The sequence below is a fragment of the Candidatus Baltobacteraceae bacterium genome (genome assembly GCA_036488875.1).
Lineage (GTDB): Bacteria > Vulcanimicrobiota > Vulcanimicrobiia > Vulcanimicrobiales > Vulcanimicrobiaceae > JAFAHZ01.
This window is the reverse complement of record DASXGW010000001.1, coordinates 397908-414392: the sequence shown is the minus strand read 5'-3', so window position 1 is coordinate 414392 and position 16485 is coordinate 397908. Positions and strand designations below refer to the sequence as shown.

Below are 16485 nucleotides of genomic sequence, written 5' to 3'. Positions count from 1 at the left end.
CTTCATGAAACTGATTCTGGTGTTTATGATCGCCGCCGTAATTATGGCCGGCGTGGCCATGGCCGGCACGACGGGCCCGACGGCGCAGAGCGCGCTTGCGTTTGACGACAACATCTCACGCGCGCTGCAGGCAAACGACACGACGGCGCTGGGTCGCCTTCTCGCGAGCGACTGGATCGTCGTCAGCGCGAAGGGCGGCTGGAACGGCCGGGACGACATTCTGCAAGCGATCCGAGCGGGAATCTGGACGCACACCTCGGTCGTGACCTCGCTACCGCGCGTGCGGCTTTACGGCACGACCGCGCTGGTCACCGAGCGCGCGCACGTGAGCGGCATCTCGCATAACAAGCCCTACGACGTTCTGGAGTGCCAAACCGACGTCCTCATTTGGAAGGGCGGCCGCTGGGCTTCGGAACTGCTGCACGAGTCGTACAGCAAAGTCCCCTCGTCGAACTGCTAACTCCGCGCCGCCGCTACGATCTTACCGATCGCCGCGAGGGTCGCGTCGCGCTGTTTGCCCGGAAGCTGGCAGCCGGTGAGATAGGCTGTGACGATGATCGGCGCGCGATTCGGCGGCCAGATTATTGCGATATCGTTGCGCGTATCGCTGTCGCCCACGGCGTTTCTTTGTCCGCCGAGTCCGGTCTTGTCGCCCGCCCGCCACGTCGGCGGAATGCCCGCACGCACAAGATTCAACCCGGTTGTCGATCCGACGAGCCACGCAGCCAGCCGATCGCGCGACGCCTGCAAAAGCTCCTTCCCCAGCAGCACGGCCTGCGCGTCGCGCGCCATCGAAAGCGGCGACGTCGTGTCGCGCTCGTCGCCGGGAATCCCCGTATTGAGCGTCGGCTCGTTGCGATCGAGCCGCGTCACCGAATCGCCCAAGCTGCGCGCGTAGCGCGTGACGGCGGGCGGTCCGCCCAGCGTACTCAAGATCACGTTCGCCGCAGTGTTGTCGCTGAGCTCGATCGCCGCTTCGCACAGCGCTCCCAGCGTCATGAACCCTTCGGCGACGTGTTTGCTCGTGACCGGCGCGTAGTCGAGCAAATCTTTGTTCCCGTACGCGATGTGGCGATCCAGCGACTCCGTTCCGGCGTCGACGCGTTGCAGCACGGCCGCAACGGCGAGCAGCTTGAACGTGCTGCACATCGGAAATCGGTCGTCGCCGTTATATGCCGTCACCGCGCCGCTCCCGGTGTCGAGTACCGCGACCCCTAGGCGACCGTGCGTCGCCGTTTCGAGCCGTCGCATGCTCGGCTCGAAACTTTCCGTCGCAAGCACGATGCCGGGAATCATGAGACCGGGCAACGCGGCGACACCGCCCACAAAAACCGATCGCTTCACGGCCTTTAGGGCCACGATTTCATCGACGTAGCGAACGGGGGTAACCTGAACGTCGCGCTGCAAGCGTTGGTCTTGAGTCCTTTTGCCGACTTCGCCTTGACGAACGCGAGCACGAGCTTATCGGTGCACGGCGTATCCGCGCCATGGCCGCCGCCTTTCACGAGGACGGCCTTGCCGTTGGGCAGATACTTGAGCGCCTCTAGGCCATAGCGGGCCGGCGTTGCCGGATCGTCGGATCCGAGAATCATGAGCACCGGCACATCGCTGTGTACGGGATGGGCAAAGCTGCTCGCCACAACCGGCACCTTCCAGGTACTGCAAGCTCGCTGCTGCGCGCGAAAGCGCAAATCGCCGGCAAACGAATGGGCTTTGGCGGCATCGATCTGCTTCTTGGAAATGAACGGCATCCAGTCGGCGCAAGAATAGGTGAGAAACGCGCCCATATTGAGATCGGTTGAGAATCCCACGATCACCGATTGCATCATGCGTCCCAGCGGAGCATAGTCCTTGACGTAGGCACGTTCGATGACGTACGGAACGAACGACGCGCCGAAGGGGTCGTACATGATGTGTCGCAGCGAATCGACGAAGACTTCCTTAGAGAGCGCCACGGTTTGCGTCTTCTTCGTCGCAACGTTCTTCGCGGGAACCGGGATCGACCCGGCGTCGAATCGCTTCAGAACGGCAGCAAAATGTTGAGCGAAATGCGGAAAACGCGCCTTACACGCCGCGTTGGTGCGGCACTTGACGAACAAATCGTCGAGTGCCCTCTGGGCGCCCATCGGCTCGCCCGGCACCGGTTGGAATCCCGGCGGTGCAACGCCGTCAAGGATGGCGCTTTCCACGCGTTCGGGGTGACGCCGCATGTAGTCGAGCGCGAAGAGCGTACCGTCGGAGCCGCCGTCGAGCACGAGCTTTTCGTAGCCCAGTGCCGCGCGAACTTCATCTAAGTCGTCGACCGCGATGTCGTGATTGTATTGGGTCATATCGTGCGTCGTCGCGTTCTGAGCGCGACATGCCGCGACGAGCGCCGGCGGATATAGATAGCGAAAATAGGCGGCCGGATCGTTGGACGGCGCAAAGTTGCATCGAAATTGGTGTGACGTTCCCATGCCGCGCGAGTCCACGAACAGATAGTCGTACGTTTCGCGTAGGGTAACGCGGGATTTTCCAAAGTCGCCGTCGGGGATGGCCGGAGCGAAGTCCGTCGCGGCTTCGCCGGGACCACCGGCGATTTCGGTGATCGCGTGAAGCGTTTGCTGCGCTGCCGGTATGACGATCAGGTGGAGCGCGATGACGCGCCCGCTTTGAGTGGTGCGGTTCTCGTACACGCCGAACGTCCCACATTCGGCGCGGACCTTCGCCTTGCCGACGCCACACGGCTTGAGATGTAATCCCAGCGCGGAGCTCTGAGCTCGCGCCGGCACCCCGGTCAGCAGCACGACGACGCAGAGAAACGTTAAAACTGCACGCATACTTCTAATCAACGTCTATGACGCGAGGCCAGGAACGACCTCCGCGCTCGCGCAAATCCCGCAATGCCATGATTAAACGCGCTCTCATTATCGTCGCGGCCCTTGCGTTGGAAGCATGCTCGTCAGAGGGTATCGCTCCGGGACAGCCTTCGCCGTCGCTGCCGTTGCCGTCGATGAGAAGCGAAAGCAAGCTGCCGAAACCACCGGCAGAACTGGGGAGCCTCAATTATTCGAACGGATCGATCTCGGTCTATCACATTGCAAATAACGTCGCGTCGATCTACGCTCGCTTTCGTCCCGAGAACGGTACGGCCCAGGGCCTCGCCATCGATGCAAACGGGCTCGTCTACACGGCAATCACTAAGGGCAAGCGTTGCGGTACCTGCGTCGAGGTCTTTACGCCGCAAGGCCGGTTCGAGAACGCGCTCGTTGCTCCAAAGCTATCGGGCGCCCCGGGACACGCAGCGTTGAACAATGTTTCGGTCGACGAAACCGGTGGAGTGTACGTGAGCGATTACGGACAAGAAGCGGTCTATTATTATCCCGCCGGAGCAACGTCCTCGACCGTGCCCATGGTGATTGTCCGCAACTTGAAATACGCCGGCCCGGTGAACGCTGTACCCGACGGAACACGCGTCGTCATCGGCGGCTGCAGCTTCGGCAGTGCGAGTATCTATCGGCGCGAACCCTCCGGTAAGTGGGTCGCGGGCGCATGCTTTAGCTTTCCGACGATCAGCCTTCTCGGCACCGCGTCCGACAATCTCGGCGTCACGGTGACGCCGACCGATCCCAACGCCGGAACTTTGGTTGTTTCTGAGCCGAACAAACAGAAGTATTTTTCAACCCCCAACGCGACGACGGCGAGCGTTATGAGCGTCGCGATGAACGCATCGGGCAATCTTCTCTATGCCGCCGATCAGCACAACGATCTCGTATACGTGTTCTCACGCCCCACGAGCTGGTTTGGCGGTCAGCCGCCGGTCATCGCCACCTACAAGGGTTTCAGGCACCTCGACGTCATCGCCGTTCCCCAACGTTGAATCCAGTTTGACGGTTTTTTCATTGACTCGATGAACGCTGCCTGGCAGGATGGTAGCGTGACGTCGTTCGCAACGCTCGCATGTGCCGTACTCTTGGCACTGCTGCCGGACAACTGGGTGCTTGCGCCGGCACCCCCGTTGACGACGGGAACCGACACGATGCCGCAGGGCGCCGCTGCATCGCCCGATCGCAAGACGCTCGCGGTGCTCTGTGCGGGATATAACCATCCGACCTTGCGGCTTTACCGCACGTCGGATCTCGAACAGACGGAATCGGTTCCGCTCGAAGGCGCCTTCGGGCGACCCGTTTGGATCGACGGCGCGCACGTCGCTGTTGCCGGAGCAGGCGCCGACGCCATATTGGTCGTCGACACCGCCGCGCAAACCGTTCGCTCGATCGTGCTTGGCAAAGGAACGTATCCAACCGAGATTACCCGCAGCGGAAAGATGTTCGCCGTTGCAACCGACAAAGATTTCTCGGTGCGCATCGGCACCTTGGACGAGATCGCAAGCGCCAAGCCGGTCAAAATAGGCGGACATATCGGCGGCCTGGCCTTCTCCGCCGGCGGCAAAACCGTTTTCGCCTCGAACTGGTCGGCGCGTTCCGTTGATGCGATCGACACGCGCACGCTGCATACCGTACGGGTTGCTACCGGGCTGCATCCTTCCGATATCCTCGTCACCGGCAACACGATCTACGTCGCGCAAACCGATGCGGACACGGTCGGCGTCTACGACGCGTCGACCTTGCGCAAGCGTAACGACGTTTTCGTCGGTGACTCGGCGGGCTCTACTCGCTTGGCGGGCGGGTCCCCAAACGCGCTCGCTGCCCGGGGCAATACGGTTTTCGTCAGTCTCGGCGCCGCAAACTCGATTGCCGTGCTGCAAAACGGTCGCGTCGCAGGCCGTATGCCGGCCGGCTGGTATCCGACCGACGTCGTGCCGGTCGGCACGCACCTCTTCGTCATCGACGGTAAAGGCGAGGGAACCTCTCCCAATCCGTATTTCAAATCGCAGAACACTAAAAGTGACTACGGCTACATCGGGACGATCGAATACGGCTCGATTCGTGCCTACAATCTTCCGGCAACGACGTACGCAGGGAGCCCGCAAGGTTCGCTCGGGTGGAGCACGCCGCACGACGACCCAGTCGTCCGCAAAAACGGGCCGATACGGCACGTCTTCTTCATCCTCAAAGAAAACCGCACGTACGATCAGATACTCGGCGACATGCCCCAGGGAAACGGCGACGCAAAACTGGCCTGGTTCGGCAAACGCGTAACTCCCAACGAGCACGCAATCGCCGAGCGCTTCGGACTATTCGATAATGCCTACACCACCGGTGAGGTGAGCGAAGCCGGCCACGATTGGACCGACGCTGCCTTCGTCACCGACTACGTGCAGCGGAACTGGCCGGCGACCTACGCGTCTCGCGGAAACGACGACGCTTCGATTCCCGGCGTGTATGCCACCGTTCCGCGTAACGGGTATATCTGGCAGGCGGCATTCGCCTCCCACGTTTCGTTTCGCGATTACGGTGAGATGACCAATACGCCCGAGGTCGCCGTCGCCAGCCTGAACGGCCATTACGACAAGCACTTCGTCAGCTGGAACTTGAAATATAGCGACGTCGATCGGGTCAAAGAGTGGCGCCGCGAGTTCGGCACCTTCCTGGCCGCTGGAACGTTGCCCCAGCTGGAGTACATTTGGCTTCCAAGCGATCATACCGCCGGAAGCAGTCCCGGTTATCTCACGCCCGCTGCAATGATCGCGCAAAACGATTACGCGGTCGGTCAGGTCGTCGACACCATCTCGCACTCGCCGATCTGGAAATCGTCGGCAATCTTCATCATCGAGGACGACTCGCAAGACGGCCCCGACCACGTCAGCGATCAGCGCACGACCATGTTCGTGATTTCACCCTATTCCCGCGGCGGCGTCCAGCGCGCACACTACTCGACCGTCAGCATTCTGCGGACGATGGAGATGATGCTCGGCATTGCGCCGTTGTCGACCTACGACGCGATGGCGATGCCGCTCTACGCGGCGTTCACTGCCACCCCGAATCTCGCGCCGTATGCCGCAATCGCACCCGAGATTAACGTCCACGCCGTAAACGGCAAGTTGGCCTACGGCGCCGCGCTCAGTGCGAAACTCGACTTCTCACGCCCGGATGCGACACGGCCCGGCATCCTTAACGACATCATCGCGCACAATCAAGGCGAGTCAAATGGCAGACCATAAGACCACAATTAAGCAGGCGTACTCCGCGTTCAACGAGCGAGACATTGATTCGGCGTTGGCGCTGATGACGCATGACGTCAGTTGGCCAAAGGCGTCGGAGGGCGGCAAAGTTGCTGGGAAAGAAGAGATCCGTGCGTATTGGACTCGACAATGGGATGAGTTCGATCCCCACGTTGAGCCGCTGGCAATGACTGAGGAAGACGCAGGGAAGGTTCGCGTCAGAGTGCACCAGCTCGTCAAGAGCCTTCAAGGGAGTGTTCTTTCGGATAGCGAGGTTGTTCACATGTTTGCCATGCGAGACGGGCTTATCGCAGCCATGGACCTCGGCGATGAGGCCGATCCAGACGCTCCCTCTTCTGCTTTCTCACATCGACCCTAGCTAGGGAGCAAAACCTCCTTATCGGGTAGGATGGAGCATGCCATGGACTTCAGACGATGCCGAGAGGCACACGCACAAGGCGAGTACGCCCGAGTTAAAAGAACTTTGGACGAAGGTCGCAAACGAATCTCTCGAGCGAGACGGTGACGAAGGCCGCGCAATCCGTGAAGCAAATGCCGTTGTGGCGCGTCAAGCTTAAACAATCGAGCACACGACAATAGCTCCCCCGAAATCCGGGAACACTATTGAGTCCCGGCAGCAACTCGGGTTTCAGCAGCGCTTCGTATGCGTCGGCGTCCTCGCCGGCATGCGTCCACCCGTGCCAGATGCGGGCTATGACGGGGTCTTACGAGACCTTTTCGTCGCCTTCAGTGGCAATACGGGCGGCATCTCGTTCATCGTCAGAACTTGTGGCGCAAGCCGCGTGACCGCAGTGACAGTGCCCATAGTCGTTTGACGACTTACACTTGTCACCGCAATAGTCGCCTTCACTGCCAACCTGACACTTGCAGCCGTCACCGCGGCAATTGTAGGCAGAGCCTTCCATGGGACGAGCCTACCCGTTCCGCTCGTGCCCGAAAACGCTCGGAGCTCGAGACCGCATCTGCCGTTCGGCTGGTGCTGTTGTAGCAGGCAATGCGGGAAACGTTCCACCCCTTAGTTGGTGCTTGGTTTGCCGAGCGGTTTTCCAAGCCCACCGAGCCCCAGATCGAAGCGTGGCCTCTCATTAGAGAAGGCCGCGACGTGCTGGTCTCGGCCCCGACCGGCTCCGGCAAGACGCTGGCCGCGTTCCTTATATGTCTGGACGACCTGGTGACCCGCGCCGCTGACGGGCTTCTGCCCGACGCGACCCTAGTCGTCTACGTCTCCCCGCTCAAGGCGCTGACCAACGACGTCCGCAAAAATCTCGAGCTGCCGCTGGCCGAGCTGGTCGCACGCTCGGTCGAAACGTTCACGCCGCTGCAGACGATTCGCACGGCCGTGCGCACGGGCGACACGACGCCCGCAGCGCGCCAGCAAATGTTGCGCAAGCCTCCGCACGTGCTCGTCACCACGCCCGAGTCGCTCTACATCTTACTCACCGCCGAACGCTCGCGCGCGCTCTTCACCACCGTCCATACGGTCGTCGTCGATGAAATTCACGCGATGGCCAACAGCAAACGCGGCTCGCATCTGTCCCTCACGCTCGCACAGCTCGACGCGCTCGTCGCCGGTAACGGTGGGAAGAAACCGCAACGCATCGGCCTCTCTGCGACGGTCCGTCCGCTGCAGCCGGTCGCCGAGTTCTTGAGTCCGAACGCCACGGTCGTTGACGTCGGCAGCCGCCGCGCGATGGAACTCAACGTTGCGGTCCCCGGCGACGAGCTCGGCGCGGTCGCCAGCGGCGAAATGTGGGCCGAGATTTACGACCGGCTCGCCGAAACGGTGCTCGCGCATCGCACCACGCTGGTCTTCGTGCCGACGCGGCGCATGAGCGAGCGCGTCGCCTTCGCGCTGACCGAACGCCTTGGCGCCGGGCTCGTGATGCCGCATCACGGCAGCCTTGCCCGCGAGGCGCGCTTTGAAGCCGAGAATCGCTTGAAGAACGGCGAGCTGCGCGCGGTCGTCGCCACCGCGTCGCTCGAGCTGGGCATCGACATCGGCACCGTCGATCGCGTCGTGCAGCTCGGCAGCCCGCGCGCGATCGCGACGGCGCTGCAACGTATCGGCCGCTCCGGGCACTGGGTCGGCGCCAAACCGCAAGGCACGATCTACGCTACCACTCGCGACGAGTTGCTCGAATGTGCCGCTCTCGTGCGCGCGATGCGCGGCGGCGAAATGGACAAGCTCTGCATCCCCAACGCCCCGCTCGACATTCTCGCGCAGCAGATCGTCGCCGCGTGCGCGACGCGCGACTGGAAAGACGACGAGCTCTTCGCGCTCGTGCGCACCGCGTATCCCTACCGCGAGCTTCCGCGCAAAGATTTCGACGAGGTCGTCTCGATGCTCGCCGACGGCATCGCCACTTCGCGCGGACGAAGCGGCACGTTCTTGCACTACGATCGCGTCAACTGCGTGCTGCGCGCGCGACGCGGCGCGCGCCTTGCCGCGATTACGTGCGGCGGCGCGATTCCCGAAGTCGCGAACTATCGCGTGATCGCCGAGCCCGACGGCCACCTCGTCGGCACGCTGGACGAAGACTTCGCCATCGAAAGCCTGGCCGGCGACATCTTCTTGCTCGGCACCACCTCGTGGAAGATTCGCCGCGTCGAGGCCGGCACGGTGCGCGTGGAAGACGCCCACGGCGCGCCGCCGACCGTGCCGTTCTGGAACGGCGAAGGCTTGGGCCGTACGATCGAGCTCTCCGAAGAAGTCTCCGGCTTGCGCCGGGCCATCGACGAGCTTTCCGACGACAAAGCGCTCGCGTTACTGGAAAACGAGTGCGGCGTCGACCGCGCGGGTGCCGAACAGATCGTCAACTACGTGCGCGTCGGAAAAGCGTCGCTGGGCGTGGTTCCCACTTGCGACACCATCGTCGCCGAACGCTTCTTCGATGAAGGCGGCGGGATGCAGCTCATCATTCACGCACCGTTCGGCGCGCGCATCAACCGCGCGTGGGGACTCGCGCTGCGCAAGCGCTTCTGCGTCGGCTTCAACTTCGAGCTGCAAGCCGCGGCCACCGATAACGGCATCTGCATTTCGCTCGCCGAGCAGCACGCGTTTCCGCTCGACGCTGTGTTCGAATACATCAAGTCCGCCAGCGTCGAAAAGGTGCTCACGCAAGCGCTGCTGCCCGCGCCGATGTTCGAGGCGCGCTGGCGCTGGAACGCCATGCGATCGCTGGCGATCTTACGGCAGCGCGGCGGACGCAAAGTCGCCCCGCAGTTGCTGCGCATGCGCGCCGACGATCTGCTCGCGTCGGTCTTCCCCGATCAAGTCGCGTGTCCCGAGAATCTCACCGGCCCGATTCGCATTCCCGATCACGTGCTCGTCCGCGAGACGATCGAGAACTGTCTGCACGAAGCCATGGATCTCGACGGTCTCACCGCGATTCTGGGCGGGATCGAGCGGGGAACGATTCGCACGGTCGCCGTCGACACCCCCGAGCCGTCGCAGTTCAGCCACGAGATCCTCAACGCCAATCCGTTTGCGTATCTCGACGACGCGCCGCTTGAAGAACGCCGTACCCGCGCCGTCCAGCTGCGTCGCATGACGCGCACCGATTTCGACGGCGCCGGCATCTTGGATCCCGCCGCCATCGCCGAAGTCGCGCAAGAATCGTGGCCGGTCGTTCGCGACGCCGAAGAACTCCACGACGCCTTGGCAACACTGGTCGTGGTGCCACCAATCCCAGCCTGGCAAGAGTGGTTTCACACGCTAACAGAGCAAAGGCGTGCTGCTCTGCTTTGTCATCCTGAGCGTAGCGCCCAAGGGGCGCGAAGTCGAAGGGCAGGCGAATATTGGGTCTGCGCGGAGCGTCTTGACCTCGTGCGCAAGGCTTACGGCGACATCCAGCTAACGCCCGAAATCGCAGCCGTTCCCGGCATGAGCGTTCCGGAACATCCGCAGGAGGCGCTCACGGAAATCGTGCGCGGCTGGCTGGAGTGCAGCGGTCCGGTAACGGTGTCCGAGCTCGCAACGACGCTCGGCGTCGACGACGAAGCCGTGACGGCGTCGATGATCAAACTCGAAACCGAAGGCCAGGTTCTGCGCGGTCGCTTCCGCAGCAAAGACGGCGACGAGGAGTGGTGCAATCGCCGCGTGCTCGCGCGCATCCATCGCCTGACCATCGGACAGCTCCGGCGCGAGATCGAACCGGTAACGACCGACATCTACGCGCGCTTCCTCTATCGCTGGCAGCACGTCGCGCCCGTGTCTCGTCTGCACGGCATCGACGGAACGCTGCAAGTCATTCGCCAGCTCGAAGGCTACGAAATCCCCGCCGCCGCGTGGGAGGCACAGATTCTACCCAAGCGCGTCGCGGGCTATAAGAGCGAGTTTCTCGACCGGCTCTGCTATTCGGGTGAAGTGATGTGGGGACGCCTCACGCCGCATCCGGCGCTCACGCCCGTCGACGAAGACCGCAAACGCCGAGTTCGCCCGACCAAACTCGCGCCGATCTCGCTGTTCACGCGCGTCGACTCCGACGAGCTCGTCGTGCGGCGTCCGAGCGAACCGGAAGGCCTTTCGCACGCCGCGATCGACGTGCTCGCCGAAATCGATCGGCGGGGCGCCCCGTTCTTCGCGGAGATCGTGCGCGGCGCAAAACGGCTTGCGGCTGAAGTCGAGGAAGCGTTGTGGCAGCTCGTCGCGGCCGGACTCGTGACCGCCGACGGTTTCGACGCGCTGCGCTCGCTCATCGACGCCAAACGCCGCTTGGGGGAAAAAGGTCTGCGCGCGCGTCCGCGTTCGTCGGGCGGCCGCTGGACGCGCCTGGTTGGCGTGACCGACGCCGTCGACGCCGAATCGTTCGCGCGCCGGCTGCTCGCGCGCTGGGGCGTCGTTTTCCGCGACGTCGCCGCGCGCGAATCGATCGCAGCACCGTGGCGCGAGGTGCTGCACGCGTTGCGTCGCTTAGAAGCGCGAGGCGAAATTCGCGGCGGCCGGTTTATCGCGTCGATCGTCGGCGAACAGTATGCGTTACCCGACGCCGTCGACGCGCTGCGCGCAGTACGCCGTGAAAACGCCGCCGATGCGCTCCCCGAAATCTCCGCCTACGATCCCCTCACAATCGTCAACGCCTACCTGCCCTCAACTGACAATGTCATCTTGAGCCAAGCATTGTCATCCTGAGCGTAGCGAGCGCAGCGAGCGAAGTCGAAGGGCAGGCGCGGCTGCCACTCGGCGGCGAACTTTCATTGCGGCGGCAACTCCGGATTGTGGTTGGGATACGGCGGAATCGGATACTGCGGAATCGGATGTTCGCGCAGCATCTTCAGCCCCAGATTCACCGCGGCTTCGAGCTGATTGTCATCGCCGCGGCGGTAGTGCGCCGGATCTTCTTGCACCTCGAGGTCGGGTGCGACGCCGTGTCCTTCGACTTCCCACTGGCCGTGTAGTCCGCCGATCGCAATGCGCGGTGCCATCACGGCGCCGCCATCCATCAAGGTCGGATAGCCGCCTATGCCGACGAGTCCGCCCCAGGTGCGCACGCCGACGAGCGGACCGATCTCCGCCTGACGGAATAGCCACGGCATAGCGTCGCCGCCCGATCCCGCGTACTGATTGATGAGCATGATCTTTGGTCCGGTAATTGCAAGCGGCGGATCGGTATAACTTTTCCCGTCGCGCGACTTGATGACCGCCCGCGTTTTGCGGCTGAGGACGTCGATGATGTAGTCGGCGAGTTGGCCACCGTGATTGTAGCGCTCGTCGAGGATGATGCCTTCTTTGCCGACTTGCGCGAAGTAGTAGCGGTTGAAGTTGGTGAACCCGCCATACTCCGTGTCGGGCAAGTGGACGTAGCCGATGCGGCCGCCGCTCAAACGATCCACGGTGCGCCGGTTTTGGTCGATCCAATCGCGATAGCGCAACGCGCGCTCGCTCGCGAGCGGTATCACGGTCACGTCGTGCGCGCCCGTTCCGTTGGGATTCGGTCCGACCGTGATGGTCGTTTGCTTGCCGGCGGTCTCTTCGAACGCCGCGTAGACTTCGCGATCCGCGCGCACGGGCTTTCCGTTAACCGCCAGTAAATAGTCGCCGACGTTGACGTCGAGGCCCGGCTGCGTGAGCGGCGCGCGCATTTGCGGGTTCCAGTTTTCGCCGCTGTAGATCTTGGCGAAGCGGAAACGCCCGTTGGCGACGGTATAATCCGCGCCGAGCATCCCGACCGACACCTTATCGACGGTCGGCTCGGGCCCGTTCACCCACAGATGCCCGACTTCCAAATAGCCGATCATCCGTTGCGTCAAATAGGTGAAGTCGTCGCGCGAGGCAAGGCCCGGAAGAAACACCGAAAAACGCCGTTGCGCGGCTGCGATGTCGAGCCCGTGATAGTGCGGATCGTAGAAAAAGTCGCGCTCGATCCGCCACGTCTCGCGATACATCTGGGCCCACTCCTCGTGCGGAACGGAGTACACCTCGAGGTCGCTGAGGTCGAGCGATCCGTCGTCGTCCTTGGCCGCCTCTTCGGTCGAAACGATCGACCACTTGTCGGCGTCGTCGTCGCCGGGGGCCTGGAGCAGCATCTTCTTGCCGTTGGACGAAACGATGAACCCTTCGACCTTCGTCGCGAGCGTCTGCGTCTTGCGCGACGACGTGTCGAACGCAATGACGGAGATCAGCGGAGGCGTCGGCAATACGCTCGTTACCGGTGCTTGACCCAGAAGAATGCGACCCTTGCCCGCCGCCTGAAGCGAGACGTAGTTCGCCTGCGGTATCGGCAGCGATACGATGCGCTGCCCGATATCGTTGAAATCGATCTCCGGCGACGGTTTGGGCTTCGGCGAAGCCTTCGCTGATGCTTTCGCCGAAGGCGCCGGAGTGTCGGAATCTTCGGGCTCATCGGAGCTGCCTGCGGTCTCCTCGTCGCTTTCGGGCGCGACCGGTGATTGCTGCGACTTTTGCAAAACGACGGCGTACACGCTGCTCGTGGTCGGACGCTCGTCCGATTCCATGTCCAATCCGGCCGTGTTGAAGCCGGTGTTCGTACTCGCAAGGAAGTACAGGTATTTCCCCGATGCGTCGAAGGCCGGATGCGTCGAATCGCTCATCCCGTCGGTAATCTCGTACGCACGCGCCGCCTTGGTATCGTAGACGTACACCGCATTCAAGAAGTTGGGTTGCCCGATCGTATAGGCGATATAACGGCTATCGGGCGACCAGACCGCATCGAAGCTGGCGCCGAAATTCTCGAGGCGCTGCGCGTCAAACTTCACCGGTACGGGATGCTCTGCCGACACGTCGATGTAGTACATGCCGAGATGCTTGTCGAGATACGCGATCTTCTTGCTGTCCGGCGACCACGTCGGCGTGTAATAGTACGACGGTCGCGGTTCCAGTTGGATCGTTCTCGCCGGCTTTTGACCTTTTTGATCCTTGATGCGCAACGTGTACTCGCCGGTTGCGTCGGAAAAGTACGCGATGTACTTGCCGTTGGGCGACCACGCCGGATCGCGTTCCGCGGCGCCGGGCGTTTGCGTGAGATTGCGGATGTCGCCGTGCTCGGTCGGTACCGTCAGGATCTCGCCGTGCGCTTCAAAGACGGCACGCACGCCCGTCGGCGAGATCTGCGCGTTGTCGATCTCTTTTGCCACTTTTATCCAGTGCGGCCGCACGTTGGGCAGTTCGTCGGCGATCGTAATCGGCACGTGACGATCGCTACGCGAGGCGGGATCGTAAAGATGGATCGAGTCGAACTGGGAATACACGATCTCGCCGTCGTTGGCCGATGCGGAAACGATGTCGAACCCGTTGCGGTTGTCGACGAGCCTCGACGAGTTCCCGGTTCGCGTGTCGTAGGCGTACAGCGAGAACGAGCCGTCGCGGTCGGAGAGGTAGTAGATCGAATCGCCGATCCACATCGGATCGTCATAGTTGACGTTGTCGTTGAGAACGCGCTTGACCGATGAGTCGGCAAGATTGGCAACCCAAATGGGCGTGTGCTGTCCACCGCGATAGTCGCGCCAGTACGGTTCCCATTGCCCGTTGGGAACGTAGGCGAAGTGCGTGCCGTCGGGTGAATACGAACCGACTTGCGCGTCGTTGAGCGGCAGCATCGTCGCAAGGCCGCCGGTCGCGGGGATCGTGTAGAGTTGGCGCGCGTCGGTCGCGCTGTTGCGCCCCGAACGGAACAGCACGCGCGAGCCGTCTTGCGTCCAACCGACCGTGACGTCGGCCAACGGATGGTACGTGAGGCGCTTGGGCTGTCCGCCGCCGGCCGGCACGACGTAGACGCTGACGCGCCCGTCGTAGTTCGCGCTGAACGCGATTTTTGAACCGTCGGGCGAAAAGTATGGTGCGCTGGCGAGATTGTAGCCGGTGATCAAACGGCGCGCTTGTCCGCCCTCGCGCCCCACCACCCAGATGTCGCCGGCGTAGACGAATGCGATCTGCGAGCGGCTGACGGTCGGGCTCTGGAGCAGCAGCGGCGCTGCCGCCGCCGGATGCGGAAAAAACGCAGCGGCAGCGAGAAAGATGCTGCACGTCAATAGCGCACGAACTACGACCACAGGCGCTCCTATTCTGGGCAAAAAGACAGCGCGGGAATTTCGGCACCCTTATTCACATCGACCTCTAATGCGAGGCCACAGGCGGGTAAGCGAGGGTACTGAACAGGAGCGTATGAAGACTTTACTCACCGGCCTTATTTTTTCAATTCTGGCGTTGAGCAGCGCGGGCAATGCGTTCGCGCAGACACCGCCTCAAGGCGCCCCGCAGTGCGGGCAGAACCATCCGCGCGTGACGCCCTCGGAGCAGCAGCTCTATAGTCGCTTGATGCGCCGTTTCGCGTCGCTGGGTTTGACGCCGCAGCAGCAGAGCCAGATTCAGGCGCTGATCGGACAGTACTCGCAAGCGCATCCCGCCGGTTCGCCGCTCGATATGGAAGCCAACCGCCAGCTGCGCCAAAGCATCTTGGCAGTCCTGACGCCGCAGCAGGTCGAGGCGTACCGCCAAGAACGTCAACAGCAACGCAGCGAGGCGCCGCAGCATCAACGCTGTCCCTAAGCGCCCACTGTGATGCTCGCTGTCGCTGCCCTGCTCTTCGCCGGCGTTGCAACGCCGGCGCCGCGCGCGACATTTGATGTGGGTATCACTCACGTCGCCGAATATGGTAAGCCGCACGCGCGTCCGTTGATCTTCGTGCCGTGCTTGTCGTGCGGACCCTGGATCTGGGACCGGCAAATCGCCGCACTCGCTCCAAAGTACGATGTATTCACCCTGGCGCTTCCCGGCTTCGACGGCCGGCCGATGGTCCGGGGCGAGGATCTGATGCGGCGAGCCGTCGAGTCGATTCACACGCTCATCACGTCTCGCCGGCTGACGAACGTGACAGTCATCGGCCACAGCCTGGGCGGCACGATCACCGTGATGTTCGCCGAGACGTACCGAAGCGACGCAGCCAACATCGTCACCGTCGAAGGCGGTTATCCCGAAGCACCGACGCAGAAGCAGCGCGATGCTGCCGTCGCCCGGTCGGTCGCACCATACGAAAAGAGTTCGCAAGCCCAGCTTGCGTCTGCTCTTCACGACAACATGCTGCAATACACCATCACCCGAAAAGCGGACGTTGCGGCGATGACGGCGCTCGCCGGCCGCAGCGATCCTCAAGCCATCGTGGCGTGGATGCGCGCGGCGCTCTTACTCGATCTCACGCCGCAGCTATATAAAATCGACGCGCCCTTCACCGCCATTATCCCGTTCGACCCGGTCATCGACCCCTACGGCACCTTCAAAACGCCTGCCGCGAAACTTCACGCCTATCAGGCCTGGGTAGCGCACACTAAACGCGGCAAGGTGATCTTGATCCAGCCGTCGCGGCACTTCGTCATGATCGATCGCCCGCGCGAGTTCGAGGCTGCACTCGAGAGCGCTATCGCGCGCGTCCCGTAAAATAGCGCGTCGTTAGCGCCACCGGAAGCCCGACGAAAAAGGCGTGCTCGATGAACTCGGTAATGACGTACACCGGCGGAATCGGCCGGTGCGCGGCGTTGGAAAGCGGCAACACGAGTCCGTGCATCACGCAATACACCATCAATCCGTACGCCATTCCCCACGGCACGGCGCTCGTTACCAGAAATGGCAGCTTGCGACTCGCCAAATAGTACACGGTGGCGACGCAAAACGCGATGAAGAAATGGCAGACGACGCCCAGCACGGCCGATGACGCTCCACCGGCGTACGAAGCCGCTCCCAGGATACCGCTCGCAATCGTTTGCGGGATCAGAATCGGCGCTTTTGGGCTGTAGACCACGATCGCGTACGCTAAGTCTAAGCAACCGACGATGAGGCCGCCGGTAACTATTGCGAGAGTGCCTGAACGCGCAGTCGATGAGGTCTCCATTCCACCGATGTTTTCTTTGCG

The 16485-nt window shown here is 62.6% G+C and carries 11 protein-coding genes; 7 read left to right on the top strand and 4 right to left on the bottom strand.

Features of this window, described 5'->3' with window-relative positions; translation table 11 throughout:
• The first annotated feature begins 4 nt into the window (after positions 1-4).
• Complete coding sequence (locus VGG89_01835; GenBank protein HEY1975272.1) at positions 5-460, top strand: nuclear transport factor 2 family protein; 456 nt, start codon at positions 5-7, stop codon at positions 458-460.
• On the opposite strand, the gene bla is transcribed toward VGG89_01835, so the two are convergent.
• Positions 457-1344, bottom strand: a complete 888-nt coding sequence (bla, locus tag VGG89_01830) for a class A beta-lactamase (protein ID HEY1975271.1) — start codon at positions 1342-1344, stop codon at positions 457-459. The two genes, VGG89_01835 and bla, sit on opposite strands and share 4 nt — an antisense overlap.
• Before the next feature lie 5 nt (positions 1345-1349).
• Positions 1350-2819 carry an alpha/beta hydrolase gene (locus VGG89_01825; GenBank protein ID HEY1975270.1) on the bottom strand — a complete coding sequence of 490 codons (1470 nt, stop codon included), beginning with the start codon at positions 2817-2819 and terminating at the stop codon, positions 1350-1352.
• 68 nt (positions 2820-2887) lie between these two features.
• On the opposite strand from VGG89_01825, the gene VGG89_01820 reads away from it, so the two are divergent.
• The 4 genes from VGG89_01820 (at position 2888) to VGG89_01805 (ending at position 11255) form a co-directional block, all read left to right on the top strand.
• Positions 2888-3859 (top strand): hypothetical protein, encoded by a 972-nt coding sequence (locus VGG89_01820; GenBank protein ID HEY1975269.1) that lies wholly within the window; start codon positions 2888-2890, stop codon positions 3857-3859.
• A gap of 57 nt (positions 3860-3916) precedes the next feature.
• The gene (locus VGG89_01815; GenBank protein ID HEY1975268.1) at positions 3917-6103 is read left to right on the top strand and encodes an alkaline phosphatase family protein; all 2187 of its coding nucleotides are present in this window, start codon (positions 3917-3919) and stop codon (positions 6101-6103) included.
• Positions 6090-6482, top strand: a complete 393-nt coding sequence (locus VGG89_01810; GenBank protein ID HEY1975267.1) for a nuclear transport factor 2 family protein — start codon at positions 6090-6092, stop codon at positions 6480-6482. Before VGG89_01815 ends, VGG89_01810 begins: the two co-directional genes overlap by 14 nt.
• Positions 6483-7118: 636 nt before the next feature.
• The gene (locus VGG89_01805; GenBank protein HEY1975266.1) at positions 7119-11255 is read left to right on the top strand and encodes a DEAD/DEAH box helicase; all 4137 of its coding nucleotides are present in this window, start codon (positions 7119-7121) and stop codon (positions 11253-11255) included.
• Positions 11256-11317: 62 nt separating this feature from the next.
• On the opposite strand, the gene VGG89_01800 is transcribed toward VGG89_01805, so the two are convergent.
• Complete coding sequence (locus tag VGG89_01800) at positions 11318-14632, bottom strand: PDZ domain-containing protein (GenBank protein HEY1975265.1); 3315 nt, start codon at positions 14630-14632, stop codon at positions 11318-11320.
• 112 nt (positions 14633-14744) lie between these two features.
• Between VGG89_01800 and VGG89_01795 the strand changes: the two genes are divergently transcribed.
• Positions 14745-15128: a hypothetical protein gene (locus VGG89_01795; GenBank protein HEY1975264.1), complete on the top strand. Its 384-nt coding sequence runs from the start codon at positions 14745-14747 to the stop codon at positions 15126-15128.
• Positions 15129-15140: 12 nt separating this feature from the next.
• Positions 15141-16013, top strand: coding sequence for an alpha/beta fold hydrolase (locus VGG89_01790; GenBank protein ID HEY1975263.1), 873 nt, complete (start codon positions 15141-15143; stop codon positions 16011-16013).
• On the opposite strand, the gene VGG89_01785 is transcribed toward VGG89_01790, so the two are convergent.
• A complete protein-coding gene (locus VGG89_01785) occupies positions 15994-16464 on the bottom strand; it encodes a hypothetical protein (GenBank protein ID HEY1975262.1) in 471 nt (156 codons plus the stop codon). The two genes, VGG89_01790 and VGG89_01785, sit on opposite strands and share 20 nt — an antisense overlap.
• Between the last annotated feature and the right edge of the window lie 21 nt (positions 16465-16485).

Excerpts from the sequence above, each read along its gene's own strand:
- VGG89_01835 (HEY1975272.1), top strand. The coding sequence starts at position 5 with ATGAAACTGATTCTGGTGTTTATGATCGCCGCCGTAATTATGGCCGGC.
- VGG89_01825 (HEY1975270.1), bottom strand. The coding sequence starts at position 2,819 with ATGCGTGCAGTTTTAACGTTTCTCTGCGTCGTCGTGCTGCTGACCGGG.
- VGG89_01820 (HEY1975269.1), top strand. The coding sequence starts at position 2,888 with ATGATTAAACGCGCTCTCATTATCGTCGCGGCCCTTGCGTTGGAAGCA.
- VGG89_01810 (HEY1975267.1), top strand. The coding sequence starts at position 6,090 with ATGGCAGACCATAAGACCACAATTAAGCAGGCGTACTCCGCGTTCAAC.
- VGG89_01805 (HEY1975266.1), top strand. The coding sequence starts at position 7,119 with ATGCGGGAAACGTTCCACCCCTTAGTTGGTGCTTGGTTTGCCGAGCGG.
- VGG89_01795 (HEY1975264.1), top strand. The coding sequence starts at position 14,745 with ATGAAGACTTTACTCACCGGCCTTATTTTTTCAATTCTGGCGTTGAGC.
- VGG89_01790 (HEY1975263.1), top strand. The coding sequence starts at position 15,141 with ATGCTCGCTGTCGCTGCCCTGCTCTTCGCCGGCGTTGCAACGCCGGCG.
- VGG89_01785 (HEY1975262.1), bottom strand. The coding sequence starts at position 16,464 with ATGGAGACCTCATCGACTGCGCGTTCAGGCACTCTCGCAATAGTTACC.